Raw genomic sequence first — 25,209 nt, 5'->3', positions numbered from 1 at the left:
GGGTCGCGGTCGTAACGCGGTCATCCGCGGTCGTACGTAGGACAACCGGGCCACCCTACCGGCCCGGGCCCGCCCCTCGCGGAGGGACAGGCCCGTGACCTCGGCGGGTGCGGCGAGCGTCACACGGGACGCCTTCCGGCCCGCCGTGTACGCGTCACAAATCGCGCAACCGCCGGGCGATCGCGGCGACATCGGAGACGTGACCGGCCGCGACGTCGATGACCAGCCCGTACGCGGCCTCCTGATCGGCGCCCGCGAGGTCCACCCCGTTCACGGCGAGGAAGGTCGCGGCGGCGAGCCACGCGGTCCGCTTGTTCCCGTCGACCAGGGGGTGGTTCGTCGCGATGGCGTGGAGCAGCGCGGCCGCCTGCTCGTACGCGTCCTCGTAGGCCGGGGTCCCGAACATCCGGGCCCGCGGCCGGTGCACCGCCGACTCCAGCAGGCCGGGCGCGCGCATCTCGACGGACTGGTCCTGGGCCAGGCAGGCGTGCCGGGCCAGGTCGAGGACCTCGGTGAGGGTGAGGTGGCGGACGGCGCTCACTGCCCCAGCCTCCGCAGCAGCGGCCCGTGCGCGCCCGCCAGCCGGGCGGCCTCGGCCCCGACCCGCTCCCGCTCACCGGCCAGGTGGGCCCGTACCGCGTCCAGCGCGAGCTCCTCGGGCGTCCGCCCGCAGGCGTCGGCGAGATCGGCGAGCCCGTCCCGCTCGGTGTCGGACAGCGTGATGATCAGCTGGTTCATGCGGCGAACCTACTCCGCGCCCCGGACCGGCACCTTCACTTTTCGGCGGGCCCGGACGCGGGCGCGGAATCGGCGGCCGGGGCCGGTTCGAGGCGGGTCGCCACCCAGACGCCGACGAGGGCGACGGCCGCCATCGGCAGGAAGACCACCACGAAGGCGGCCGGATGCGAGGCGCCCCCCGCGACGGCGTGACCGGCGCCGACCGCTCCCCCGCCGAGCGCGGCGAAGGCGGCGCCGCCCGCGGCGAGCAAGACCACGTTCGCCAGGGCGTCCGAGATCTGGAGCGCGGCGGAGTTCGTGCCCGCCTCGTGCGGCGGCGACAGCTTCAGCAGCAGCACGCTCGTCGACCCGATGACGAGGCCCATCCCGAGGCAGCCCACGCCCCACGCGAGGGCGAGCGTCCACACGGGCACGGACTCCACGAGCACCGCCGGCGCCCCCGCGATCGCCACGGCCACCAGCACCATGCCGATCACCATCAGCCGCTCGCGGTAGGGCGCCGTCCTGCCCTTGGACTGCACCCACGAGCCGGCCGCCCAGGTCACCCCGCCCAGCGCGAGCGAGAACCCGGCCAGGGTCGGGCTCAGGCCCCGCTGGGTGACCAGCATCAGCGGCACGAAGCTCTCCGCGGCGATGAACGACCCCGCCGCGACCCCGCGCAACAGCACCACGGCCGGCAGCCCGCGCCGCGCCAGGTACGTCCCGCGCGGCAGCAGCCCGAGCACGGCCGGCACCAGCAGGGCCGCGCCCGCGAGGCCGGGCAGCAGCGACAGCCACCGCAGGTCCTGGGCGGCGTACTGGAGCAGCCCCGCACCCGCCGAGATGCCGAGGGCGAGCCGGATCCGCCGCCCGTCGAAGGCGGCCGGCGCCTTGCCCGTGTCGACGGGACCGGACGCGGTACGGCGTATCGCGGGCAGCGCGATGACGAGGGGGGCGATGACGAGCGCGGGTATCCCGAGGAACACCCACCGCCAGCCGAGGTGCTCGGTGACCGTACCGGCGGCCAGGGGGCCGACGATCGACGGCACCACCCAGCTCGCGGCGAACGCGGCCATGATCGCGGGCCGCAGCCGCTCCTCGTAGGCCCGGCTGACCACCACGTAGAGGGCGACGATGACCAGCCCGCCGCCGAAGCCCTGCACGGCCCGCCCGAGCACGAACAGCCACATGACCCCGGCGGTCCCCGAGCACACCAGGCCCGCGGCGAAGGCCCCGATCCCGACGGCGAGCGGCCGCAGCGGGCCCTGCCGGTCGGACCACTGCCCGGACAGGACCATGCCGAACAGGCTGGTGGTGAAGTACGCGGAGAACGCGAAGGCGTAGAGCGCGACCCCGTCCAGCTCCCGCGCGGCGACGGGCATGGCCGTCGCCACGGCGGTGGCCTCGAACGCGATCAGGAAGATCACCGAGATCATCCCGATGCTGAGCGCCCGGTACGCCGGCTCCAGGATCCCGCCCGGCGGCGACTGCGGCGGCGACGGCTCGTGCACGGGCACGGTGGTCTCGGGCCCGCTCGGCACGCGGGGTTCAAGGGCGCTCATCGCCCCAGAGTAAGGTGCGTAGCCCGCGAGTGACCCTGTCAATTAGGCGGATCCCGCCTCGGCCCGGCGACCTAGGTCTGTGAACGCGGCATGGCAGTCGCATTGCGTCCCCCGCGCCGGCCTTCCCCCGCCCGCGGCAGCCCCCGTACGGTCGTCACCAGCACCGAGAAACACCACGCACCACCCCACAGCCGTGTGCCCGAGTGGTTGAGGGACTCGCCTGCAAAGCGAGTTACGCCGGTTCGATTCCGGTCACGGCTTCTACTGAAGGCCGTCCAGAGGCGGGAGGTCCCCTGGACGGCCTTCAGCATGTCCGGACACCGCCGGGGGCCGGGCGGCTACCGGCCCGGGCGGCTACCGGCCCGGGTCCTCCAGGACGGCCAGCCGGTCCGGCAGCCGGTCCGGAAGTCCCGCGTCACCCTGGCAGCCGAGCTCCCTGACGAACGCCACCGCGGCCGCGTGGGCGAGGTACAGGTGCGCGTCCCGGTACGCGGCGACGTCCCCGGACGGAAAGGTCCGGTTCCACGCACTGACCGCGAGAACGGCGGGGCGCTCGCCGCGCAGGCGGGGGGTGAGGCAGTCGACGTAGACGACGCCCTTGTTCTCGTTCGCCCAAGCGGTACGTCCCAGCCGGTACCGCATCCTGGTGTGGCGCGCGTCCGCGATCTCCGGTGTCACCCGTTCCGCGCCCACGGTCAGCTCGGCGATGTTGGTCTCCTCGTACACGTAGACCGTGCAGATACGCCGCTCCCCGGCCCCGAACGGGCTCGGGACCGGGTCCTCTCTCAGTAGGGAAGCCGCCGCAGGCACGCTGTCCAGGTCCGTGGAATGAGAAAAGTCCTCCGTCCGCAAGGCCTTCCGGAGCGCGCCCTCCGCCCGGCCTCTGAACAGCCCGTGGCAGATGTCGGCCGCCGCGACCCGCTCGGGAGCCGTGCCTTCCCCTGCACCACCACCCGCCCAGCCGCATCCGGTGACCCACGTCGCCACGAACACGGCGCCGAGCCACGCCGACTGCCAGCGGGCCCTACTCAGGATCGTGGCCATGCTGGACCTCCCTGTCGGAGCCCACCCCGTAGCCGATCAGAGCGGCCTCCACCATGGACTCGGCGAACTCCGAGTCGCTCCCCCTGATGCGGTGGCTCTCGATGAACAGCTGGGAAGGCCCGAGCATCATGTCCTGGCCCGACCTGAAGATCGCGTTGACCTGCTGCCGCAGCCGCTTCTCCTCGTCGTCCTCGTGCTGCTTCTGCGCCGCCTCGGACCAGTCTCCGACCACCTGCCCGGCCATCTTCTCCAGGGCCCCGCCGCCGGTCTCCACGGCGAGGGGGACCAGGATGGCGGCCGCGCCCACGGCGGCCGTCGCCGGCAGGAAGGCGACTCCGGCGGCGACCGTCGCTCCCGCGCCGAACTCGATCCACGCGCCGCGCTCCTTCAGCGCCTTGTCGTAGGCCTCGTCCCTCTTCACCTGGTGTTCCGTGACCTGGTTGGCCCGCGACTGGTCGAGCATGCCCTGGACCTCCGCGCCCACCCGGGCCGCCTCCCGTGCGGCTCCCCGGTCCACGCGGCCGTCCGGGCCGACCTGGGCCTCCAGTACCGACGTCGTGTAGACCCGCTCGGCCGTGGAGACGGTGGCGTAGGCGTCGGGGTGCTGGCCGAGCGCGCTGAGCAGCTTCCGGGCTTCGCCGCGTTCGAGCTCCATGTGCCCGTCCTCGCCGTTCTTCGGGGCGAAGGGGGAACGGGGGTCGTTGCCGGCGAGCGCCTGGTTGACGTCGTCGACGTAGCCGGCGGTCATGGTGCCGAGGCTGTCCGCGAGCGCCTCGTGGGAGTTGAGCAGGCCCGCGTCGCCGCCGTACTTGAGGGCGACTTCCTTCATGATGCGCGCCGAGGTGTCGTCGCGTTCCAGCTTCGGTGACGGATCGTCCCAGGCGTGGCCGAGCGTCGCCGCTTCCAGGGCGTGGCCCAGGGCGTCCGGCATGTACTGCCTGATCTTGTCGAGTTCGGCGGGGTCCCTGCCCTCCATGTCGATGGTGAAGTCGTACTTCTCGTGGGCGAAGAAGTCGAGGTAGCTCTTGACCGGCTGTTTGTCGGCGCCCTTTCCGAGGTCCGCCGGCCCCGGCTTCGCCGTGCCGTCCTGGTGGTATGCCTGCGGCGGGCGCTCCGGGTCGAAGAACACCTTCGCCGCGTCCGGGCTGTGTCCCAGTGCCTCCAGGAAGCTGACCACCGGGTCGTATCCGGCTCCGTTGGTCCCGGAGGGATTGAGCAGGTTCTTCCCGAGCGTGTTCAGCTGCCGGGTCCCGTTGAAGAAGTCGGGGTCCTTCGCGTGGATTTGAGTGGCGTGCTCGGCGATGGGGACCAGGAACTTGGGGTCGTAGTTCCCGTACCGCATGATGCCGCCGAGCAGCTGGTAGCCGTAGGGCGGGTTCTGGTCGTACTTCGCCAGCGGAACGTGCTGGGTCCCGAGTCGGCGGAGTTCCTGGGCGTAGCTGTCGGGCAGGTGCGGTTCGGTCGTGGAACTGGTGGCCGTGGCGAGGTTGAAGCCCAGGTTCTTCTGGAGTTCCTGGACGTCCTTGAGCCGCTGTTCGTCGAGCCGGCCCCAGTCGTGGGTGTCGGTCGCCATGTGCCCGAAGAATTCGAGGGCGCCTTTGGGGCCGAGTCCCGCGTAGAACCGGGTGGCGAATTCGGGGACTTTGGCGTTGTCCGCCAACAGCTCGTTGAGTTCGACCAGTTCGGTGTGCGAGAGGCGGCGGCCCCTGCTCGCGAGAGCGACCGCGTGGCCGGCCTGCTCGGCGGAGAGTCCGGCGTACTTCGGCGCGGTGAAGTCGTGGTCCGCGCTGACGTTCGCGCCGAGCAGGCGGGCGAGGGACCGGTCGGTGTCGTCACAGGCGTCGACCGCCGCGTCGATCATCGCCTGCCAGCGCGGCAGGTTGACGCGGAGGGCTTCCTGGTAGTCGGGGTCGTGCCGGGCCGCGTTGCGCTCCGCGTCCGTGGTGAGCGGCGCGGCGTGCACCTTGCCCTTCCCGTCGACGCGGAATCCGGCGGCGGGCACCTCCACCTCGGAGAGCCGCTTGAGCCGGTCGCGCGAGGCCTTGAAGGCGGCGTGCGCCTGGGTGAGCGCCTGGTGGACGCCCTTGGCCGCCTTCGCGGCGTCCTCGAACTCCTTGGCCGTCTTGTTCACGAACGGCCGTGCCACGCCGGCCGTGACCCCGCTCCACTCGGCCTTGTCGGACTTGGCCTTCATGCCGTTACGGGCGGCCTCGGCCAGCTCCCCCAGCTTGCCCGCCATCGCCTGCCAGTCGCCGGCCGCCGTCTGGAGCCTGTCCAGTGGGGCGTTCAGCACGTTCTCGTACGTCACCACGGGCGCCGCCTACCTGAGGTACTCGTCGATCTTGGATGTCGTGAACGCGGCGTAGAGCTGCTGCTCGTCCCTGCTGTGTGACGCGAGCGAGTAGTTCAGGCCGTTGGAGATCTGGGCGCAGGCGGCGACGAGGGTCTTGACCTGGCTCTCCCAGCGCGTGCCGGCCCTCGCCAGGGCGGCACCGCTCGCGAAACCCTCCCTCGTCAGCGCGCCGGCCGCCTCGGCGGTGGCGGTGGCGGCGTGCTCGCCGTCGGTCTGGAGCCGCGAGTGGAGCTTGTGCGCTTCGGAGCCGACGGCGCCGATGTGGTCCTGGTTGAGCTCCAGGTCCGGGCGGCCCGCGCTGCCGGCTCCGGCGGGGGCCTGGTTGAGCCGCATGGAGGCGGTGGCCCGGGCGGCGGACCATTCCTCGTCGAACGACATGATGTGAACTCCCGTGTCGGATCCGGTCAGCGGTGGGTACGGCGTACGGCGACGGCGGTGACGGCCCCGCCGATGAGGAGGCAGGCTCCGAGGCCCAGCGCGATCCAGGGCGGGGCACTGGCGTCGGCCGCCCGCGGCGCGGGCTCCGGGGGCGGGGCTCCGGCCGAGGGGGCCCGCGTGCGCCCCGGCCCGGCCGCCGCCGCGAGGTCCGGCAACGGGTACACGTCCGGCGGGCCGGGATCCCCGGGCGCGGGCACGGCCACCCGCGGCCGCACGACCCCGTACCCGACGTAGTCGTTCCGCACAGCCCCGTCGACGGGCTTCCCGGCGGTGTTCAGGAGCACCCGGAGCACCTGGTTGTTCGTCCAGTGGGGGTAAGCGGACCAGAGCAACGCGGCGGACGCGGACGCGAGCGCGGTCGCGTCACTGGTCCCGTGCGTAGTGCAGAGTCCCGTCTTTCCTGCGCAGGCCGTGACAATGTCGATGCCGGGTGCGGACAGGTCCACTTGCGGCCCGTGCTGCGACTCCTGGGTCGCATCGCCGTCGGCACTCACGGCGCCGACGCCCACGACTCCCGGCGTGGCTGCCGGGTATTCGTGCCTGTTGGTCGTGTCCCCGTCGTTGCCCACTGCAGCAAACACCAACTTGCCCTTGGAGAGGGCATATCTAACAGCTTTGGACCGGACTTCGTCATCCTTGGTCGATCCCTCAATCCCCATGGACAGGTTGATGATCTTGACCTCCGAGTCTGCGGCATGCCGAATGGCGGCGGCCCAGGTTGGGGTGCTCAGATCCATTTCATGCGGCACTCGAATTGGAAGAATTTTCGCGTCAGGCGCCAGACCAAAGGCCCCGTCACCACTCGGATGTCTACCTGACCCCGCAATCAATGCCGCCATCGAGGTGCCATGGCTGTTGTAGCCCGTGCGTTCGTCTCCCTTGTACCCCTGCCGCTCTGCAGCGAAATCCCTTCCGGGAAGCACCTGACCCTCGAGCTCGGGGATCCGTTCAACGCCACTGTCAATAACCGCGACGGTGACGCCCTCGCCTGTGCTGATCTTCCAGATGTCATCCGCCTTCATGGCGTCCAGATGCCACTGCTGCTCGCGAATGGTTTGTGGTTGGGCAGGAGGGACGGCGACCCCGGCCAGCAGCAGACCCACCCAGGCCGCGGTCGTCTTCAGCATGCACATCCCGTCCAATGTCCGTCCTGCTCAGTCGATCACGGGCGGGACAACCCGGCGGCTGCCCTGCCAGGTCTCGTCGTCCTCGGATAGGTAGTCAGGGCGGCCCCTCTGATCTCCACGTCGCCCCGCCGGCGGCTGCGCAGCCACCCCGGAAGGTCCGATCGCCCCCGACACCATGCCGCTGCGTACAAGGCCAGAGCCTCCCTGCGTAAAGGGCTGGCCAGCGACAGCCGACTGCCGCGTGCCGACGACACCGCCTGACTCCATGGCCAGACGCCGCCCAGACGGCCCTCCTGGAGTGCCGGACGGACCGCTGACGCCCCCGATGCCGCGGCCAACCGCATGCGTAGCGTCCGCTCCAATCACCGTGCCGCGCGGAATCGCCCCGCTCGATGTACTGGGAGAGATCGGCCGCCCGCCGACGATGCCGGTGTCACGCGGCGAGGGAGACGAGGTGCCGCCGACCGTGCCCGCACGAGTTCCGCCTGTACTCGAAGGCGTGACGCCGGGCAACGCTCCGCCACTGGAGCCAGCCAAGCCAACACTCGGCGGGAGCGTGAGCGGAGTGGCGCCAATGCCCTCTGTCCCCCCAGCCGCATGGGCGGTCGGCAGCGTTGTCCGGTCCGGCAAAGTCGCGACGTGGTCGAGGACCATGCCCGTCTCGCGGCCCAGGGCCGAAGGCAGAGGCGATGTCGGCTCCGTCATGCGCGACAGAGAGACTCCATGAGACGACAGGGAACCTGACACGGCCCCCATCTCAGCCGAGCGTCCCGCACCAGATCCCGACGCCGGATACGCCGAACTTGCGGAGTAGCTCTCGTGAGCGGATCCACCGCCAGGACGAGCCCTGTCAGAAATGGTGTCTCGTTCCGGAGGGACGAACACCCCCGGCGGTGGAGGGAACGTCGGGATTTCCGCTCGGGTCAGTTGGGTTGCCGATAGCTCGTAAGACTGGGCCAGCTTCGTGAGTTGCTGGATCGCCCGTTCGTGGTCGTCGGTGAGCTTCGTGTGGGCGCGCAGGCCGGTCTCGTGGGCGTCGGGGTCGTTGGGGAACGCGCGGGCCGAGGCCAGGTTGGCGGCGGCGGTCGTGTCGTAGGCAGGGGTGTTGGCCCTGACCTCGACCATGGTCTGGGCGGCTTCGGTCAGCCATCTGGCGCCCTCCGCGCCGTACTCGGACAGGCGGAGCGTGGCGTTGCCCGCGCGGCTCGCCCAGTCCCGGAAGGCCTGCGCGGCCTCGCCCTCCCAGCCCTCGACCCGGTGCTTCTTCAGGCCTTCGCCGATTTCCCCGATCGTCGCCGCTGCGTGCGTCAGCTGGGTGGCCCGGGCCTTGACCGTCTCCGGGTCGAGGGTGGCGATCATGGCCAGCAGCTGCCCGTGCGTGCGGCCCTCGAAGTCCGTCCCCATCAGAGGCTGCCCTTCGACCTACCGGCGCTCGGGCCGGCGCTCGCGCCCGCCCGCCGCTCCTCGCGTGCCAGCGGATCGCGCTCCGGCACGTAGTCCCGCTTCGACTGCCTGACGATGTCCCGCATCCGCTGCTGCGTGTCCTCGTCGACGCCGCCGTAGCCCTTGCCCGCCGTCAGGATCGCGATGCCGAGGGCCTCGATCTGGCCCGCCATGCCCCGGGAGAGCCCCTGGAGCGCGCGGTGGACGGCCGCGTACGCGCCGAAGAGGGCGTCGGCCTCGGCGAAGCCCCTGCCCAACGTGCCCGTCGGGAGGGTGCCGTGGGCGAGTTTCCCGTCGCCGGCCTCGGAGCCGTCGAGCGTGCTCAGCAGGTCGTCGACGAGCTTCTTGTAGCCGGTCATCGACGCGTACTCGACTTCCAGAGCCCGCGCCTGCCGCGTCAGCGCGTCCGCCGCGCCCGCCGCCACACCCGCCCCGGGTAATCCTGCCTCCGCCGCCACGTCCGGCCCCTCCGTCACGCCCCGCGCCCGCCCGCACACTCGCGGTGATCACTCTAGCGCCGGGCGGCACCCGCAACGTGCCGCGCGGAATCAGGAGTTGGGCGCCGCGACGGCCGCCGACGGCCGGATCGGGATCCTGTTCACCGGGCGGCCCGTGGCCGCGCGGACCGCCGAGGCCACCGCCGCCGGGGTCGTCACCACCGGGACCGCGCTCGCCGCCTTCGCGCCGAACGGCGCCACCACGTCGCGCTCCTCGACCAGTTTGACGATGCGCACCGCGGGGGCGTCCAGCGCGGTCGGCAGGGCGTAGCCCGTCAGGTCGGGGTGGCGTACGAGGCCCGCGACCGAGCGGAGGTTCTCCGTGAGGGCCGCGCCCACGCCCTGGGTGACGCCCGCTTCGATACGAGCCTCCAGCTGACGCGGGTTGAGGACGCGGCCGACGTCCTGCGCGACCGCCAGTTCCACGACCCGGACCGAGCCGAGTTCGATGTCCACGTCGACGACCGCGCGGATCGCGCAGAACGCGAGGCCGACGAACGCGTCGCCCTGCCCGTCCCCGTCCAGCGGTTCCGTCGGGTGGGGGCGGCACTGGGCGGTCGCCCAGAGCTCCTTGCCTTCTATGGCCTCCGTCACCGACATCGAGAACGCGCCGTCGTACGACGTGATCCGGCCGTCCGAGATCTGGAGGAGCTCGGTCGACATGCCGAGCTTGTGCGCCATGGGCGTCAGGAGCTGGGTGCGGACCATCTTGGCGGCGCGTTCCACGGCGCCGCCCGACACCCACGTGTGACGGCCGTGCGCCGACGGCCCGGCCGGCGGCTGGTCGGTGTCGACGGGGGCCATCGCCACCTCGTCGACGCCGAGCACCTCCTGGACGATCTGGCGGGCGAGGGTGGCGAAGCCCTGGCCGGTGTCGACGGCGGCGCAGATGACGGTCGCGGTGCCGCCGACCACCTTCACCGTCGCGGTGGAGACCTCGTCGGCGCCCTCGGCGCCGAGCATGTGGACCATTCCGACGCCGTACCCGACGCCGCGCCGCACCGCACCCGGCTCGCCCGCGCCCTCCGGGCCGCCGGGCAGCAGCCAGTCCTCCTCCGGGGAGTCCTTGGGGAGGGAGGGCAGCGGGTAGTCGCGTACGGAACGCAGCAGTTCCGCCACCGGGGCCGGGCAGGTCACGGTCTGGCCGGTGGGCAGGAGGTCGCCGGTGGCCATGACGTTGCGCAGGCGCAGTTCGGCGCCGTCGATGCCGAGGGCGGCGGCGAGCTTGTCCATCTGGCCCTCGTAGGCGGCGCAGACCTGCATCGCGCCCTCGCCCCGTACGTGGCCGGAGGGCGGGTTGTTCGTACGGACCGCCCAGCCTTCGACGAAGGCGTGCGGGACGACGTACGGGCCGCAGGCGAACGCCACGGCCGCCGCCAGGGACTCGGAGGAGGCGTCGGCGTAGGCGCCGGCGTCCATCAGGATCTGCGCCTCGACCTTGACCAGCCGGCCCTCGGCGTCCGCGTGGTGGCGGTAGCGCAGCAGGGTCGGGTGGCGGTGGGCGTGGCCGAGGAAGGACTCCTCGCGGGTGGCAGCCAGTTTCACCGGGCAGCCCGTCCGCAGGGCGAGGAGGCCCAGCGGCAGCTGGAAGGCGGGGTCCTCGCGGTCGGAGGTCGCGCCGGGGACGCCCGTGACGACGACCCGCACCCGGTCGGGCTCCAGGCCGAAGCAGGCGGCGGCGAGGTCGCGGTCGGTGTGCGGGTCGGTGGAGGCGGTGTAGATCTCCACGCCCCCGTCGGGCCGCGGCACGGCCAGCCCGGCCTCCGCCCCGATGGGCGCGGGGTCCTGGCGGCCGATCCGGTACAGGCCCTCGACGACGACCTCGCCGGTCGCCTCGGGGTCGCCGTAGCGGAGCGGGATGTGCCGGATCAGGTTGCCGTCCGGGTGGAGCGGGGCGGCGCCGAAGGACTGCTCGGGGTCCGTGACGGCGTCCAGGAGCTCGTACTCGACCGCGATGGCGGCGGCCGCGAGGCGTGCCGTGTCGGGGTGGTCGGCGGCGACGGCGGCGATGGGCTCGCCGTGGTGGCGCACGACGTCGTGGGCGAAGACGGGCCGGTCGGCGATGCGGCGCCCGTGCGTGCCGGAGCCGGGGACGTCGGCGTGGGTGATGACGGCACGGACGCCGGGCATCTCGGCGGCGGCCGAGGTGTCGACGGACAGGATCCGGGCGTGGGCGTGCGGCGAACGCAGCACGGCGGCCCACAGGAGGCCCTCGGCCCACAGGTCGGCGGCGTACGGGAAGGTGCCCTCGGTCTTGGGGCGGGCGTCCGCGGAGGGGACGGAGGCCCCGATGCCGCGTACGGGCAGCTGCTGGTCCCCTTCCGCGGTGGTGGTCACCGTGGTGACGGTGGTCGTCGCCGTGGCCGCGTCGTGCCCGCTCACGCCATGCCTCCGTTGTGCTGGATCCCGAGGTTGCCGGGGTTGCCGGGGTTTCCGGTGTTGCCCAGGTTGCCCAGGTTGCCGGGGTCACCGAGGCCGCCGCCCGTGGCGCCGGAGTTCCCGAGGGTGCCGAGGTTCCCGAAGTCGCCCGGCCCGCCGGGGTTCCCGAGCTCGCCCGGAGTGCCCTGGCCGCCGTGGATGCCGCCCTCGCCGGGCTGGGCCTGGTGCGGGATGCGCGGCTCACCGGCTGCCGCGGCCGCGTCGTCCGCGGCGGTCGCCCCGCGTTCCGCGACGACCTCGCGGACCGCCTCGATGACGCCCTTGTAGCCGGAGCAGCGGCACAGGTTGCCGCACAGCGCCTGCCGGGTCTCCAGGTCGCTGGGGGCGTGGTTGCCCTCCAGCAGGTCGTGGATGGTCATGGCCATGCCGGGTACGCAGAACCCGCACTGCACCGCACCCGACTTGCACAACGCCTGCTGCACGTCCGAGAGTTCCCCGTCCGTCGCCAGCCCCTCCACGGTGCGGACCTCGCTCCCGGCGGCGGTCGCGGCCGGGACCAGGCAGGAGGCGACCAGCCGGCCGTCGACCTGCACCGCGCAGGCCCCGCACTCGCCCTGCGAGCAGCCGTCCTTGGCGCCGGCCAGGCCGAGCCGCTCGCGCAGCACGTACAGCAGGGACTCGCCGATCCAGGCGCCGGTGACGGGCCGGTCGGCGCCGTTGACGCGCAGGACGTAGGAGGCCGCCGGGTGCTCGTGATGGGCGACGGCGGGGCTTTCCTCTTCCTCGTACGTCGCCCCGCGCGGCGGGAAACCGGCGGAGTCGCCCTCGTCCGGGGGTGTCGAGTCGCTGTCGGCAGCGCCCTCACCCGGCACGGGCGCGGCCCCCGCTGCGCCCTGGGCCGAAACCGAAACGGGTGCCGAAGCCGAGCCCGGCTCCGCCCCCGCGGCCGCGTCCTCAGGCGGAACCCCGTCCGCACCGGACCCCGGAGCCGCATCCGGCCCCGCGTCCGAGCCCGCGTCCGGTCCCGCGTCCGAGTCCGCCCGCAGCGCCTCGAAGCCGTGCCCGTGCGTGTCGCCGGGCCCCGCCGCCTCGGCCTCCACCGGACGCGGACGCTGCTCCTCGACCGGCGTCCGGGCCGGGCCGTGGGCGGCGTCGATGTCCGGGGCGGCGTGCAGCAGCGGCTCCGGCTGCGGCCCGGCCTCGGGCAGCGGCTCCGGCAGCGGGGTGCCGACACCGGGCCCGCCGAGCACCCTCGGTCCGCGTCGCGGCGTGCCCGCCGCGGGCCCGCCGGCCCGCCGCGCGGCGTCCTCGCCGCCCGCGCCCGATGCGCCCGCGCCCGTTGCGCCGACGCCCGGCAGCACTCCGCCGGTCAGCGTCCCCTCGGCGGCCGCCCAGGGGGCCGCGGCGCCGCCCGGCAGGGTCGCCGGGGCCTGGCTCCAGTCCGATTCGGCGGCGCGGCCACGACCGTCACGCGCCTGGTCGTCACGGCCCTGAAATCCTCTGTCCTGAAGGCCTCGGTCCTGAAGTCCCCGGTCCTGCGCGTCGCCGCGCGGGTCTCCGCCGAACGCGCCGGGGAACTCCCCCGAGTAGTCGGCGGGGGATTCCCCGGGGAAGCCGCCCGGGCCGTCCTCCCGGTACGCGCCGCCGTACTCGCCCGGGTATCCGCCCTCGCCCGCGTACGCGCCCCGGTAGTCCCCCGGGTAGCCGTCCTGCGGGCCGTTCCCGAAGTCCGCGGTCCCGGCGGACGGTTCCGGCTCTCCGGCGCCACCCGTCGGCAGCGTCCACTGCCCGGTGGTGATCGACTCCCCGGGCTGGTGCACCGCCTCGGGGAACTGCCACTCGGCCGTCGCGGACGGATCCGGGTCCTGCCCGGCCTCCGGTCCGCCGGCCTCGCCGTAGGCGGCCGCCACCGACGGCGGCAGCGGGATCGACGCCGGGATGGGCCCGCGGCCCGGCCCCGCGTCGGCGTCCGCTCCGGCGCCGGCTCCACCGCCGGCTTCCGGCCACTGCACCGGCATGGTCCAGGTGCCCGTGGCCGTCGGGTCCGCGCTGGCCGACCCGAGGGGCACGATCATCGGCGGCGGCACGTAGCCGTGCCCGGGCGCGGCGAGGGGCTCCCCGCTGTCGAGCGCGTCCAGCATGTGCTGGGGCAGTTTCACGAAGGCCGTGGCCTCGGAGTCGAATTCGCCGCCGTGCGGCACCGGCTCCCAGCCCCAGTCGGCGCCCGTGTTGCCCGTGTTGCCGGTGTTGCCCGTGTTGCCGGTCGTTCCGCTCACGTTCTCGTTCTCGCTCATGAGGTCAGCGCCCTCCCGAGGGCCCTGCGCGCCAGTACGGCCACCGTCCGCCGCAGATGCAGTACTCCGGAGGACACCGGTTCCCCCTGGTCGGGCACGCAGGCGGCCGCGACGTACTCGCCGAAGGCCTCCAGTGCCTCGGGGGCCAGGGTCCGTTCCCCGTCCCAGTCGATCAGCGAGGCCACCCACTGCTCGGCCTCCAGCGGCCGCAGCGGCATCGGGGCGACCGCGCCGATCGCACAGCGCACCCCCCGGCGCGCGGGATCGAGTACGAGCCCCACGGACGCCACCGCGCGCCCCGGACCCGTACGTCCCGTGGCCTTCAGGAAGACCTGCGGGGCGTGCAGCAGCGGCACCCGTACGAAGCCGATGAGTTCGCCGGGCCGGAGCATGTCGCGGCCGGCCAGGAGGTGGGAGACGGGGATCTCGCGCCGGGTTCCGCCGGGGCCGACGATGATCAGCATCGCCTCCAGCGCCGCCAGCACGGGGAGGGCGTCACCGGTCGGGGCGGCCGTGGCGATGTTCCCGCCGAGGGTGCCCGCGTTGCGGATCTGCGGGGGGCCGGCGGCCCGGGCAGCCGCCGCGAGCGCCGGGATCAGGGCGGCGAAGTCCGGCCGTCCCATCCGGGCGTGCGTCAGGCCGGCGCCGAGGAGGGCGTGCCCGTCCTGGTACTGCCAGCCGCGGATCTCGTTGATCCGGCCCAGGCCGACCAGCGCGGCGGGCCGCAGCAGCCCGGCGTTGACGGCGGCCATGAGGTCGGTGCCGCCGGCCACGGGCACGGCCGCGGGCATGGCGGTGAGTGCCGCCACGGCCTCGTCGAGCGAGGCCGGCAGCGTCACGGACTGCGCCGCCTGGGCCGCATGCGGAGGTTGCGGCCCCTGAGCCGCATGCGATGCGTGCGGTGCGTGCGTGGTCAACCCAGCTGCCCCTTCCCGATGTCCCGGTCCCGGCGCTCACGCCTGTCCGCCGTACGGTACGTGCTCACCGCCGGGAGGTGGCAACTCTGGCACATCTTCCGGAGCACCCGGCGCGAGGGTCTCCCGGGTGCCATCCGGTCCGGCGGGCGGCCGCGCACCGGGAGGCGCGCCGGGGCGGGTCGCGAAGGCGCCCGGGCGGCGGCCGCGGGCCCGCATCCCGGGCGCCCGATTTTCCCTGTATCCACCTCATTCGGGAGAGAGTTCCAAGGGTTTCCGAAGAGTTCCGCTTCCGGTCACCGGGAGCCGCGGCGGCCGCGCCGCCCGCAGGTCACACGATCGGAGGCGCACCCTCGATCGGACGGCCCAGCACCCCCGGACGACGCTGCCACGGCAGCGGGCCGCCCGGCGGCCGGTACTCCACTCCCAGCGCGTCCAGGCGCGCGTAGTGCCCCGCCATCCGCGCCTCGAAACCGGCGTAGTCACGGGATTCCGGTTCGGGCAGCCGGGACCACACCACTTCCGCGAAGGCCACCAGCCGCGGGAACACCTGGTAGTCGACCCGGCCCTGGTTCTCCATCACCTCGGTCCACACGTTGGCCTGGGCGCCCAGCACGTGCGCGGCGGCCTCCGGCGACAGCTTCGGCGGCACCGGCTCGAAGCGGTACACGTCCTCCAGCGAACGCACGTACCCGATGGGCATCGGCTCGTCGGCGCCGCCCGTCTGACGGTGGTCCAGGTACACCTGCTGCTCGGGGCACATCACCACGTCGTGCCCGGCCTCGGCGGCGGCGATGCCGCCCGCGTAGCCGCGCCAGGAGGACACGGCCGCGCCGGGGGCCAGCCCGCCCTCCAGGATCTCGTCCCAGCCGATCAGGCGGCGGCCGCGCTCGGCCAGCCAGCGGTCGAAGTGCCCGATGAACCAGGACTGGAGGCCGTCCGCCCCGTCCACGCCCAGCTCCGCGATCCGCGCCCGCGCGGCCGGGGAGGCCTTCCACTGCGCCTTGGGGCACTCGTCGCCGCCCACGTGCACGAACGGGGACACCTCCGCCGGGAACAGCTCCAGCAGCTCCTCGAAGACCCCTTCGTAGAACCGCAGTACGCCCTCGGTGGGCGCGAGGACGTTCTCGGAGATCCCCCAGTCGTCCCACACCTCCAGGGCGGCGGTGTCCACCACGTCGGTGTTCCCCAGCTCGGGGTAGGCGGCGATCGCGGCCTGGGAGTGCCCGGGCACGTCGATCTCGGGCACCACCCGCACGTGCCGCTCGGCGGCGTAGGCGACGATCTCGCGGATGTCGTCCTGGGTGTGGAAGCCGCCGTGGGGGGTCTCGTTCCACAGCGGGGAGGCCCGGTGCCCCCACCGGCTGCGCGCCCGCCAGGCGCCGGTCTCCGTGAGCTTCGGGTAGCGCTTGATCTCGACCCGCCAGCCCTGGTCGTCCGTCAGGTGCAGGTGCAGCACGTTGAGCTTGTGCGCGGCGAGCAGGTCGATGTAGCGCAGCACCCCGTCCTTGGGGACGAAGTGCCGGGCGACGTCGAGCATCATCCCGCGCCAGCCGAAGCGCGGCCCGTCCGCGATCGCGACGCGGGGCAGGCTCCAGGTCCGGCCGGGCAGCGGCGCCTTGCGGTAGGCGTCCGGCCCGAGGAGCTGACGCAGCGTCTGCGCGCCCCAGAACAGCCCGGCGGCGGAGGCCCCGGTCAGCTCCACGCCGTCCTCGCCGACGTCGAGCCGGTACGACTCCGGCCCGAGCCCGCCCGCGGCCTGCGGGTCCACGCCCAGCCGTACGTCGCCCCGGGCGCCCGGCCGGGCCGCCGGCAGCCCCCACCCGGTGGCCGCCCCGAGTTCGCGGCGCAGCCACCGCGCGACCCCTTCGGCGCCCGGACCGGCGGCGAGCACCGGCTCGGGCCCGAAGGCGTAGCTCCGGCCGTCCCCGTCGGGAACGGCGACCTGAGGTACGGGGATCAGGTCCATGCGTCAGCCCTTCGCCACAACCAGCCAGTTGCGCCCTGCGCAACGGTCGTTCCGAAGGGCGCTCGTCGCGCCGACCCTAACCCGCGCCCGGGGCACGCAAAAGGCCCCCGGCGCGCATCGGCGCACACGGAGGCCCTTCGGCGGGAACAGTCAGGACCTTCTTCCTCGGCCCGACCGCCCCGCTCGTTCCACTCGTCCCGCTTGTCCTACTTGTCCTTGCCGCCCTTGTCCTTGTCGCCGCCGGCGCCCATGGACTCGTAGATCTCCTTGCACATGGGGCAGACCGGGTACTTCTTCGGGTCGCGGCCCGGCACCCAGACCTTGCCGCAGAGCGCGACGACGGGGGTGCCCCCGAGCGCGCTCTCCATGATCTTGTCCTTCTGGACGTAGTGGGCGAAGCGCTCGTGGTCGCCGTCGCCGTGGGACACCTGCGGCGTCGGCTCTACGAGGGTCCCCGTACCAGTCCCGCGCTCGGGCTCAAGAGTGCTCATAAAGCCAGGGTACTGAACGCCGCCGGGGTCAGTTCAGCGACGGGTCGTCCAGATAGGTGGCGACCATCGCGAGGTCGCTGCGCTGGCGGCGCAGGACCGCCCGCCAGAGCCGTTCGGGGTCGGGGAAGGACACGTCGCCCGGTTCGGAGTCCACGACGTACCAGGCGCCTTCGCCGAGCTCGGCCTCCAGCTGGCCGGGGCCCCATCCGGAGTAGCCGGCGAAGATACGCAGGCCCCCCAGCGCCGCGGCCAGCAGTTCGGGCGGGGCCTCCAGGTCGACCAGGCCGATGGCGCCGTGCACCCGGCGCCACCCGAGCGGCCCCTCCTCGCCCGGGATCACGGCCACGCCCAGCGCCGAGTCCAGCGCCACCGGACCGCCCTGGAACACCACTCCGGGGTCACCGGCCAGCGGCGCCCACGGCAGCAGGATGTCCCGCACGTCCACCGGGGTGGGCCGGTTGAGGACCACGCCGAGGGAGCCCTGCTCGTCGTGGTCGAGCAGCAGGACGACCGCGCGGTCGAAATTCGGGTCCGCGAGGGCGGGGGTGGCCACGAGCAGCCGCCCTGTGAGGGAGGACACCTCGGTCATGCGGACATGATCTCGCACAATCGTCCTCCAGGGGGAGCTGACGAGGACATCGGATCGTGCGCAGCTCAGGGCGCACGGCGGCAGGAAGGAGCGCGCGCGGCGAAAACCCCCGGAAGGCAACACTCCGCTACTTGCCGCGCACACAGGGTGCTGTGCCGAATTCATGACAGTCCTACGGCCACGTCAGCCATACAAACAAGGGGGTACTGCCCCTTACCCTTTTCACTGATCCCCTGCCCATCCCTCTCCGGAACGCGAGATCCATGACCGGCAACGATGTCCTGCTTGTCCACGGCGGAACCCCGCTCGAGGGCGAGATCCGTGTCCGCGGCGCGAAGAACCTCGTGCCGAAGGCCATGGTCGCCGCACTTCTCGGCAGCGAGCCCAGCCGTCTGCGCAACGTGCCCGACATCCGTGACGTCCGGGTCGTGCGCGGGCTCCTGCAGCTGCACGGCGTGACCGTGCGCCCCGGCGAGGAGCCGGGCGAGCTGGTGCTCGACCCGACCCACGTCGAGAGCGCGAACGTCGCCGACATCGACGCGCACGCGGGTTCCTCCCGGATCCCGATCCTCTTCTGCGGTCCGCTGCTGCACCGCCTCGGCCACGCCTTCATCCCGGGCCTGGGCGGCTGCGACATCGGCGGCCGGCCGATCGACTTCCACTTCGACGTGCTCCGCCAGTTCGGCGCGACCATCGAGAAGCGCGAGGGCGGTCAGTACCTGGAGGCCCCGCAGCGCCTTCGCGGATGCAAGATCCGCCTGCCCTACCCGTCGGTCGGCTCGACCGAGCAGGTGCTGCTGACGGCCGTTCTGGCCGAGGGCGTCACCGAGCTCAGCAACGCCGCCGTCGAGCCGGAGATCGAGGACCTCATCTGCGTCCTGCAGAAGATGGGCGCCATCATCTCCGTCGACACCGACCGCACCATCCGCATCACCGGCGTCGACCGCCTCAGCGGCTACAACCACAAGGCGCTCCCGGACCGCCTGGAGGCCGCCTCGTGGGCTTCCGCGGCCCTGGCGACCGGCGGCAACATCTACGTCCGCGGCGCGCAGCAGCGGTCGATGATGACCTTCCTGAACACCTTCCGCCGGGTGGGCGGTGCCTTCGAGATCGACGACGAGGGCATCCGCTTCTGGCACCCGGGCGGCCCGCTGAAGGCCATTCACCTGGAGACGGACGTCCACCCGGGCTTCCAGACCGACTGGCAGCAGCCGCTGGTCGTCGCCCTGACCCAGGCGTCCGGCCTGTCGATCGTCCACGAGACGGTCTACGAGTCCCGCCTCGGCTTCACCTCGGCGCTGAACCAGATGGGTGCTCACATCCAGCTGTACCGCGAGTGCCTGGGCGGCAGCGCGTGCCGCTTCGGCCAGCGCAACTTCCTCCACTCGGCGGTCGTGTCCGGCCCCACCAAGCTCCAGGGCGCCGACCTGGTCATCCCCGACCTGCGCGGCGGGTTCTCGTACCTGATCGCGGCGCTGGCGGCCGAGGGCACCTCGCGCGTCCACGGCATCGACCTCATCAACCGCGGCTACGAGAACTTCATGGAGAAGCTCGTCGAGCTGGGCGCGAAGGTCGAACTGCCGAACGGCGACCTCGTCTGATCCCCTCCCGGGGCCCCACGGGGCCCCGGGAACGCCGAAGGGCGGCCACCCCCACGGGGGTGGCCGCCCTTTGGCGTTCTACGTACCACTGCCGTCCCGGGGGCCTCTGCGGCCCCCGGCACAAGGGCGGTACTACTTGCCCTTGGCGGCTTCCTTGAGCTTGGAGCCCGCGGAGACCTTCACGCTGTAGCCGGCCGGGATCTGGATGGGGTCGCCGGTCTGCGGGTTGCGCGCGGTGCGAGCGGCACGGTGGGTGCGCTCGAAGGTCAGGAAGCCGGGGATGGTGACCTTCTCGTCGCCCTTGGCGACAATCTCGCCGACGGTCTCGGCGAGCGCGGCCAGAACGGCGTCGGCGTCCTTGCGGGTCACCTCGGCGCGCTCGGACAGAGCGGCCACCAGCTCACTGCGGTTCATGTTGTACTCCCGTGTTCAACTTGCCTTAGAGGCGTGAGATCGAAGCCGATGCTGCCAGGGCCCTCGGACAGTCCCCGGACCCGGGTCTGAACGTCAGACCCTCTCGCCCGGTTACGCATCCTGCCCCCACCAGCGGCGGGAAAGCCAATCCGGCACCCGCCAGGGTCACACGAAAAGCGCCACAGTCACGCCGCGGTGACGCTCCGTCCGCACCAGAGGCTCCGGCTGGATGCGGACCGCGGGCCACGCGGGCATCCCCGCAACCCTAGAGGCGCCCCGCCGGGCCCGCATCTCGCGACGCGCCGGGAACGGACCGTGGGCCCCGTCACAGCGGCCGCCGCGGCGGCCGTCGAACGGCCCTTCGGGTCACCCTCGGAGCCGCTCGTCGAACCGCCCTTCGAACCGTCCGCCGGGCCGGGCCCGGTGCGGGCCCGCCCGAACGGACCTAGCCGGCGGTGGCGGCCTTGCGGACGGCGCCCGCGACCGCGCCCGCGACCTTGTCGTTGAAGACCGACGGGATGATGTAGTTCGCGTTCAGCTCGTCCTCGCCGACGACGTCCGCCAGCGCGCTCGCGGCGGCCAGCATCATGTCGGTGTTCACCGTCCGGGACTGCGCGTCCAGGAGACCGCGGAAGACGCCGGGGAAGACCAGCACGTTGTTGATCTGGTTCGGGAAGTCCGAGCGGCCGGTGGCCACGACGGCGGCCGTCTGGCGGGCGACGGCCGGGTCCACCTCGGGGTCCGGGTTCGCGAGCGCGAACACGATGGCGCCTTCGGCCATGGCGGCGACGTCCTCGCCGGAGAGCACGTTGGGGGCCGAGACGCCGATGAAGACGTCGGCGCCGACCACGGCCTCCTTGAGGGTGCCGGTGTAGCCCTCGGGGTTGGTGTTGTCGGCGATCCAGCGCAGCGGGGAGTCGGCGGCCGCGTCGACGAGGTCGGGGCGGTCCGCGTGCACGACGCCGTGGATGTCGGCGCTGACGGCGTTCTTGACGCCCGCCGCGAGGAGCAGCTTGAGGATGGCCGTACCGGCCGCGCCGGCGCCGGACATGACGACCTTGACGTCTCCAACTGCCTTGCCCACGACGCGCAGTGCGTTGGTGAGGGCGGCGAGGACGACGATCGCGGTGCCGTGCTGGTCGTCGTGGAAGACGGGGATGTCGAGGGCCTCGCGCAGCCGGGCCTCGATCTCGAAGCAGCGCGGCGCGGAGATGTCCTCCAGGTTGATGCCGGCGAAGCCCGGGGCGATGGCCTTGACGATGGCGACGATCTCGTCGGTGTCCTGGGTGTCGAGGCAGATCGGCCACGCGTCGATGCCGGCGAAGCGCTTGAAGAGGGCGGCCTTGCCCTCCATGACGGGCAGCGCGGCCATCGGTCCGATGTTGCCGAGGCCCAGCACGGCGGAGCCGTCGGTCACGACTGCGACGGAGTTGCGCTTGATGGTGAGGCGGCGCGCGTCCTCCGGGTTCTCGGCGATCGCCATGCACACGCGGGCGACGCCCGGGGTGTAGATCATCGAGAGGTCGTCACGGTTGCGGATGGGGTGCTTGGACGCCATCTCGATCTTGCCGCCGAGGTGCATCAGGAAGGTTCGGTCGGAGACCTTGCCCAGGCTGACGCCCTCGATGCCGCGCAGCTTCTCGACGATCTCGTCGGCGTGCGCGGTGGACGTCGCGGCGATGGTGACGTCGATACGGAGCTTCTCGTGACCCGATGCGGTCACGTCGAGGCCGGTGACCGAACCCCCCGAAGACTCCACGGCGGTGGTGAGCTGGGAGACCGCGGTTCCGCTCGCGGGCACTTCCAGGCGGACCGTCATCGAATACGAGACGCTGGGCGCCGTTGCCATGGCCGTGTTCCTCTTCTGTCCCTGATTTCGCTGTACACAGGGCCCGCACACGGCAGGTGTGACGGGTCCCGTTGTCCGATCGTCCCACCTACCAGCCGGTACGAGGTAACCAGCTACAAATTTCGGAAGAACTCTTCCACCATACGAGAGACCAGGGGCGCGCGGAATGGTGGATTAATACAAAACAGGTCCGCGCCCCCCACTCGGTGGGGGGCGCGGACCTGTGCTGTCTACGACACCGGCCCGCCATGCTCGCCTCGCGGCAAGTGGTCGCTCTAAGCGACGAAGGTTGGGCCCGGGGGCTTGGATCGAGCCGGTGTCGTAACCAGGCTAACAAAGGATCGCCGGAAGTGATCCCCCTCCAACGGGTCGGTTCCACGGCATCACGCGCCTGGCCGCGGGCCATCCGGCCCCGTACGGGGACCGCGGCCGAACCGGAGCCGGACCGGAGCCCGGCCCGGAGCCCGGACCCGAGGGCGGAGCGTCCCCCGCGCGGGCCCCGCTCCCCCGTCAGGGACGCAGCAGCTCCGGGACCCCGTCGGCGCCCGGGCGGTCGGCGCCCGCCGAGACCACCGTCAGCTGCTGCGTCGCGCGCGTCAGCGCCACGTACAGCACGCGCAGGCCCGCCGGGGACTCGTCCGCGATCTCCGCCGGGGAGACGACCACCGTGGCGTCGTACTCCAGACCCTTGGCCTCCAGGCTGCCCAGCGCCACAGCCCGCTCGCCGAGGTCCGCCAGCCACCGGGCCGCCTCCGCCCGGCGGTCCATGGCCACGACCACGCCCACCGTGCCGTCCACCTGCTCCAGCAGCCGCCGCGTCTCCTCCCGCACCGACTCGCCCAGGTCGGCCCCGGCCGCCGTGAAACGCGGTTCCAGGCCCGTCGAACGCACCGCGGTCGGCGGCTCCATGCCCGGCATCGCCAGCTTCAGCACCCGGGAGGCCACCTCGGCGACCTCGGCCGGGTTGCGGTAGTTCACGGTGAGCGTGAACCGCCGGCGCGGCCGGCTCCCCAGCGCCTCGTCCCGGGCGGCGGCCGCCTCGTCCGGATCGGTCCAGGAGGACTGCGCCGGGTCCCCGACCACCGTCCAGGTGCCCATCCGGCCCCGCCGGCCCACCATCCGCCACTGCATCGGCGTCAGGTCCTGCGCCTCGTCGACGATGACGTGCGCGTACTCGGTACGCTCCGCCGCGATCCGCTCCGCCCGCTCCCACTGGGTCTCCTCGCGGGTGGGCATCAGCTCCTCCAGCCCGCTGAGCTGGTCGAGCGGATCCATGTCCCGCTTCCGCTTGGGCCGCGCGGGCGCGCCGAGGAGCTGCTGGAGCTCGTCCAGCAACGCCACGTCGTGGACCGAGAGGGGGCCCTTGCCGTCCGGACCGATCCGGCGCAGCGAACGCGCCAGCTGCCGGGTCTCGCGCGGGTTCAGGTCCCGGCGCGACCAGCGGCCGAGCCGCCGCTCGTCGGCCATCGCCGCGAGGACCTTGCGCGGCGTCAGCTCGGGCCACCAGGCGTTCAGGAACGAGATGAAGTCGTCCTCGGTGGAGATGTCCTCGTCGAACGCGGAGCGCAGCTCGGCCGCGAGCTCCGGATCGCTGTGCCGGCCCGCCCCGCCGGACTTCGAGTAGAGGGCGTCCAGCAGCAGCTTCCGGGCGCGCGGGCGCAGCAGGTTGACCGGAGCGGTACCGCTGAGCACGTTCTGCCGGATCCGGTTCAGCTCGGCCGACTCCAGCTCCTGGCGCCGCCCGAAGGCCACGACGCGCAGCCGCTCGGGCGCCTCGCCCAGCTCCAGGGCGCCCCGTACGGCCTTGCGGAGCACCTTCAGCATCCGGGAGGAACCCTTGACCCGGGCCACGGACGGATCGTCGTACGTGGTCGCCTCGGCCCCGTCGACGAGCGAGCCGAGCGCCCGGATGGCGACCTGCCCCTCCTCGCCGAGGGAGGGCAGCACGCCCTCGGTGTACGCCACCAGCAGCGGGGTCGGCGAGACGATCAGGATGCCGCCGGAGTAGCGGCGGCGGTCCTGGTAGAGCAGGTAGGCGGCGCGGTGCAGGGCCACGGCCGTCTTGCCGGTGCCCGGCCCGCCCGCGACCTCGGCGACGGAGGCGGCGGGGGCCCGGATGACCAGGTCCTGTTCGGCCTGGATCGAGGAGACGATGTCCCGCATCGAGTGCGTACGGGCCCGGCCGAGCGCGGCCATCAGAGCGCCGTCGCCGATGGCGGGCAGCTCCCGCCCGTCGAGCGAGGCCGTCACCTCGGGGCGCATCAGGTCGTCCTCGACCCCGAGGACCTTGCGGCCCTTGGAGCGGATCACCCGGCGGCGCACGACCCGGCCGGGGTCCTTCGGGGTGGACCGGTAGAACGGCGCAGCCGCCGGGGCGCGCCAGTCGATGACGAGCGGCGCGTAGTCGGTGTCGAGTACGCCGATGCGCCCGATGTGCAGGGTTTCGGCGATGTCGGCGGTGAGGTCCGGGCGGATCGCGTCGTCCGCCGGCTCGACGGAGGTGTACGCGCCGTCGGCGCCGCGCTCCCCGTCCTTGCCGAGGACCAGGTCGATCCGGCCGAAGAGGAAGTCCTCGAACTCGTTGTTCAGCCGGTTGAGGTGGATCCCGGCGCGGAAGACCTGCGCGTCGCGCTCGGCGAGCGCGCCGGGCGTACCCACCTGCCCCCGCTTGGCGGCGTCGTTCATCAGGAACTCGGCCTCGTGGATCTTCTCCTCAAGGCGTCGGTACACCTGGTCGAGATGCGTCTGCTCGACCGCGATCTCCCGATCGCGGACGGAATCCGCCGTGCTGTCGACAGCGGCATTCTGCGCGGCCACCAAGGCCCCCTTCTGACGTGCATGGGCGACCGTCAACCGTACGCGAATTCCGCCCCGGTCCGCACGCCCGTTCCGCGCGCCGTACGAAACGGGGGGATTTGGGTGGGGGGTGGGGGCCCGCCCCTACAGCTCTCCCGCCGCTACCGTTCTGGTGCGGCGGCGGTGGCGGGCCACGCGTTCGCGGTTGCCGCAGAGTTCGCTGGAGCACCAGCGGCGGCGGTGGCCGCGGGAGGTGTCCAGGTAGACGCGGGTGCAGTGGTCGCCCTCGCAGGAGCGCAGCAGGGCCATGTCGCCGGGGTCGGTGAGGAGCTCGACGGCGTCCCGGGCGACCGCCGCGAGGAGGCCGGCGCACTCGACTCCGCCGCAGAGCTCCCGCACCAGGTGGCCCTCGCGGTCCCGGACGGCGCACAGGCCGGGGGGCGGGCCGGCGGCGGCGGCGTTGACGCGGGCGAGGGCGTCCTCGGCGGGGCGCTGCCCGGCGAGTTCCGCCCGTACGAGGCGGTCGACGTCCGCGCGCAGGCCGCGGAACGCGGCCACCCAGTCGGGGCCCAGGCCGCCGAGGGGGGTCCGGTCGGGTACCAGGCCGGCTCCGACGAGCCACAGCCTCAGCTCGTCGCCGTCCCGGATGCCTTCGGTGTCCCCGTGGGGGGTGAAGGTGGCCAGCAGGTCGAGACAGACCCGCCCGGAGTCGAACCACATGCCCGTCACCGC

General features: G+C 73.0%; 20 protein-coding genes and 1 tRNA gene. 2 read left to right on the top strand and 19 right to left on the bottom strand.

Translation table 11 applies throughout. From position 1 onward, the window contains the following. Positions 1-154: 154 nt before the first annotated feature. From ABZZ17_RS13370 to ABZZ17_RS13360, 3 genes are read right to left on the bottom strand one after another with little or no spacing between them, the layout of a single operon-like run. Complete coding sequence (locus ABZZ17_RS13370) at positions 155-541, bottom strand: type II toxin-antitoxin system death-on-curing family toxin (protein WP_356875276.1); 387 nt, start codon at positions 539-541, stop codon at positions 155-157. Then, entirely contained in the window at positions 538-738 is a 201-nt protein-coding gene (locus ABZZ17_RS13365) for a hypothetical protein (protein WP_356875274.1), read from the bottom strand. The genes ABZZ17_RS13370 and ABZZ17_RS13365 overlap by 4 nt, the downstream gene beginning before the upstream one ends. A 35-nt stretch (positions 739-773) precedes the next feature. Next, complete coding sequence (locus ABZZ17_RS13360; protein ID WP_356875272.1) at positions 774-2,279, bottom strand: MFS transporter; 1,506 nt, start codon at positions 2,277-2,279, stop codon at positions 774-776. A gap of 189 nt (positions 2,280-2,468) precedes the next feature. Here ABZZ17_RS13360 and ABZZ17_RS13355 point away from each other — a divergent pair. Beyond that, positions 2,469-2,540: transfer RNA gene (locus ABZZ17_RS13355), tRNA-Cys, on the top strand. Between the two features lie 93 nt (positions 2,541-2,633). On the opposite strand, the gene ABZZ17_RS13350 is transcribed toward ABZZ17_RS13355, so the two are convergent. From ABZZ17_RS13350 to ABZZ17_RS13295, 12 genes are all read right to left on the bottom strand, one after another. After that, positions 2,634-3,323, bottom strand: coding sequence for a hypothetical protein (locus ABZZ17_RS13350; protein WP_356875270.1), 690 nt, complete (start codon positions 3,321-3,323; stop codon positions 2,634-2,636). After that, a complete protein-coding gene (locus tag ABZZ17_RS13345) occupies positions 3,304-5,634 on the bottom strand; it encodes a hypothetical protein (RefSeq protein WP_356875268.1) in 2,331 nt (776 codons plus the stop codon). Before ABZZ17_RS13345 ends, ABZZ17_RS13350 begins: the two co-directional genes overlap by 20 nt. A 9-nt stretch (positions 5,635-5,643) precedes the next feature. Then, positions 5,644-6,054 (bottom strand): hypothetical protein, encoded by a 411-nt coding sequence (locus ABZZ17_RS13340; protein WP_356875266.1) that lies wholly within the window; start codon positions 6,052-6,054, stop codon positions 5,644-5,646. 26 nt (positions 6,055-6,080) lie between these two features. Next, the gene (mycP, locus tag ABZZ17_RS13335) at positions 6,081-7,241 is read right to left on the bottom strand and encodes a type VII secretion-associated serine protease mycosin (RefSeq protein WP_356875264.1); all 1,161 of its coding nucleotides are present in this window, start codon (positions 7,239-7,241) and stop codon (positions 6,081-6,083) included. 27 nt (positions 7,242-7,268) lie between these two features. After that, positions 7,269-8,645: a hypothetical protein gene (locus tag ABZZ17_RS13330; RefSeq protein WP_356875262.1), complete on the bottom strand. Its 1,377-nt coding sequence runs from the start codon at positions 8,643-8,645 to the stop codon at positions 7,269-7,271. After that, the gene (locus ABZZ17_RS13325; protein WP_356875260.1) at positions 8,645-9,142 is read right to left on the bottom strand and encodes a hypothetical protein; all 498 of its coding nucleotides are present in this window, start codon (positions 9,140-9,142) and stop codon (positions 8,645-8,647) included. The genes ABZZ17_RS13330 and ABZZ17_RS13325 overlap by 1 nt, the downstream gene beginning before the upstream one ends. A 90-nt stretch (positions 9,143-9,232) precedes the next feature. Continuing rightward, positions 9,233-11,518 carry a xanthine dehydrogenase family protein molybdopterin-binding subunit gene (locus ABZZ17_RS13320; RefSeq protein ID WP_356875449.1) on the bottom strand — a complete coding sequence of 762 codons (2,286 nt, stop codon included), beginning with the start codon at positions 11,516-11,518 and terminating at the stop codon, positions 9,233-9,235. A 41-nt stretch (positions 11,519-11,559) separates the two neighbouring features. Next, positions 11,560-13,854, bottom strand: coding sequence for a 2Fe-2S iron-sulfur cluster-binding protein (locus ABZZ17_RS13315; protein ID WP_356875258.1), 2,295 nt, complete (start codon positions 13,852-13,854; stop codon positions 11,560-11,562). Further along, positions 13,851-14,771, bottom strand: coding sequence for an FAD binding domain-containing protein (locus ABZZ17_RS13310; RefSeq protein WP_356875256.1), 921 nt, complete (start codon positions 14,769-14,771; stop codon positions 13,851-13,853). Before ABZZ17_RS13310 ends, ABZZ17_RS13315 begins: the two co-directional genes overlap by 4 nt. Before the next feature lie 328 nt (positions 14,772-15,099). Then, entirely contained in the window at positions 15,100-16,737 is a 1,638-nt protein-coding gene (locus ABZZ17_RS13305) for a beta-N-acetylhexosaminidase (RefSeq protein WP_356875254.1), read from the bottom strand. Between the two features lie 206 nt (positions 16,738-16,943). After that, positions 16,944-17,228 carry a DUF3039 domain-containing protein gene (locus ABZZ17_RS13300; protein ID WP_053679372.1) on the bottom strand — a complete coding sequence of 95 codons (285 nt, stop codon included), beginning with the start codon at positions 17,226-17,228 and terminating at the stop codon, positions 16,944-16,946. 28 nt (positions 17,229-17,256) lie between these two features. Next, positions 17,257-17,817: a YqgE/AlgH family protein gene (locus tag ABZZ17_RS13295; RefSeq protein WP_356875252.1), complete on the bottom strand. Its 561-nt coding sequence runs from the start codon at positions 17,815-17,817 to the stop codon at positions 17,257-17,259. Between the two features lie 263 nt (positions 17,818-18,080). On the opposite strand from ABZZ17_RS13295, the gene murA reads away from it, so the two are divergent. Next, positions 18,081-19,418 carry a UDP-N-acetylglucosamine 1-carboxyvinyltransferase gene (gene murA / locus ABZZ17_RS13290; RefSeq protein ID WP_356875250.1) on the top strand — a complete coding sequence of 446 codons (1,338 nt, stop codon included), beginning with the start codon at positions 18,081-18,083 and terminating at the stop codon, positions 19,416-19,418. A gap of 132 nt (positions 19,419-19,550) precedes the next feature. On the opposite strand, the gene ABZZ17_RS13285 is transcribed toward murA, so the two are convergent. The 4 genes from ABZZ17_RS13285 to ABZZ17_RS13270 all read right to left on the bottom strand — a co-directional run bounded on the left by ABZZ17_RS13285 (position 19,551) and on the right by ABZZ17_RS13270 (position 25,197). Beyond that, positions 19,551-19,832, bottom strand: a complete 282-nt coding sequence (locus tag ABZZ17_RS13285) for an HU family DNA-binding protein (protein WP_007264399.1) — start codon at positions 19,830-19,832, stop codon at positions 19,551-19,553. Positions 19,833-20,277: 445 nt separating this feature from the next. Further along, positions 20,278-21,681: an NAD-dependent malic enzyme gene (locus tag ABZZ17_RS13280; protein ID WP_356875248.1), complete on the bottom strand. Its 1,404-nt coding sequence runs from the start codon at positions 21,679-21,681 to the stop codon at positions 20,278-20,280. Between the two features lie 510 nt (positions 21,682-22,191). Next, positions 22,192-24,498, bottom strand: coding sequence for a UvrD-helicase domain-containing protein (locus ABZZ17_RS13275; protein ID WP_356875246.1), 2,307 nt, complete (start codon positions 24,496-24,498; stop codon positions 22,192-22,194). 123 nt (positions 24,499-24,621) lie between these two features. Beyond that, positions 24,622-25,197, bottom strand: coding sequence for an ABATE domain-containing protein (locus tag ABZZ17_RS13270; protein ID WP_356875244.1), 576 nt, complete (start codon positions 25,195-25,197; stop codon positions 24,622-24,624). Between the last annotated feature and the right edge of the window lie 12 nt (positions 25,198-25,209).

This window comes from Streptomyces sp. NPDC006512, assembly GCF_040611935.1.
Taxonomy (GTDB): Bacteria; Actinomycetota; Actinomycetes; order Streptomycetales; family Streptomycetaceae; genus Streptomyces.
Note: the sequence above shows the minus strand (reverse complement) of the source record. Positions and strands in the feature narration are given on the sequence as shown.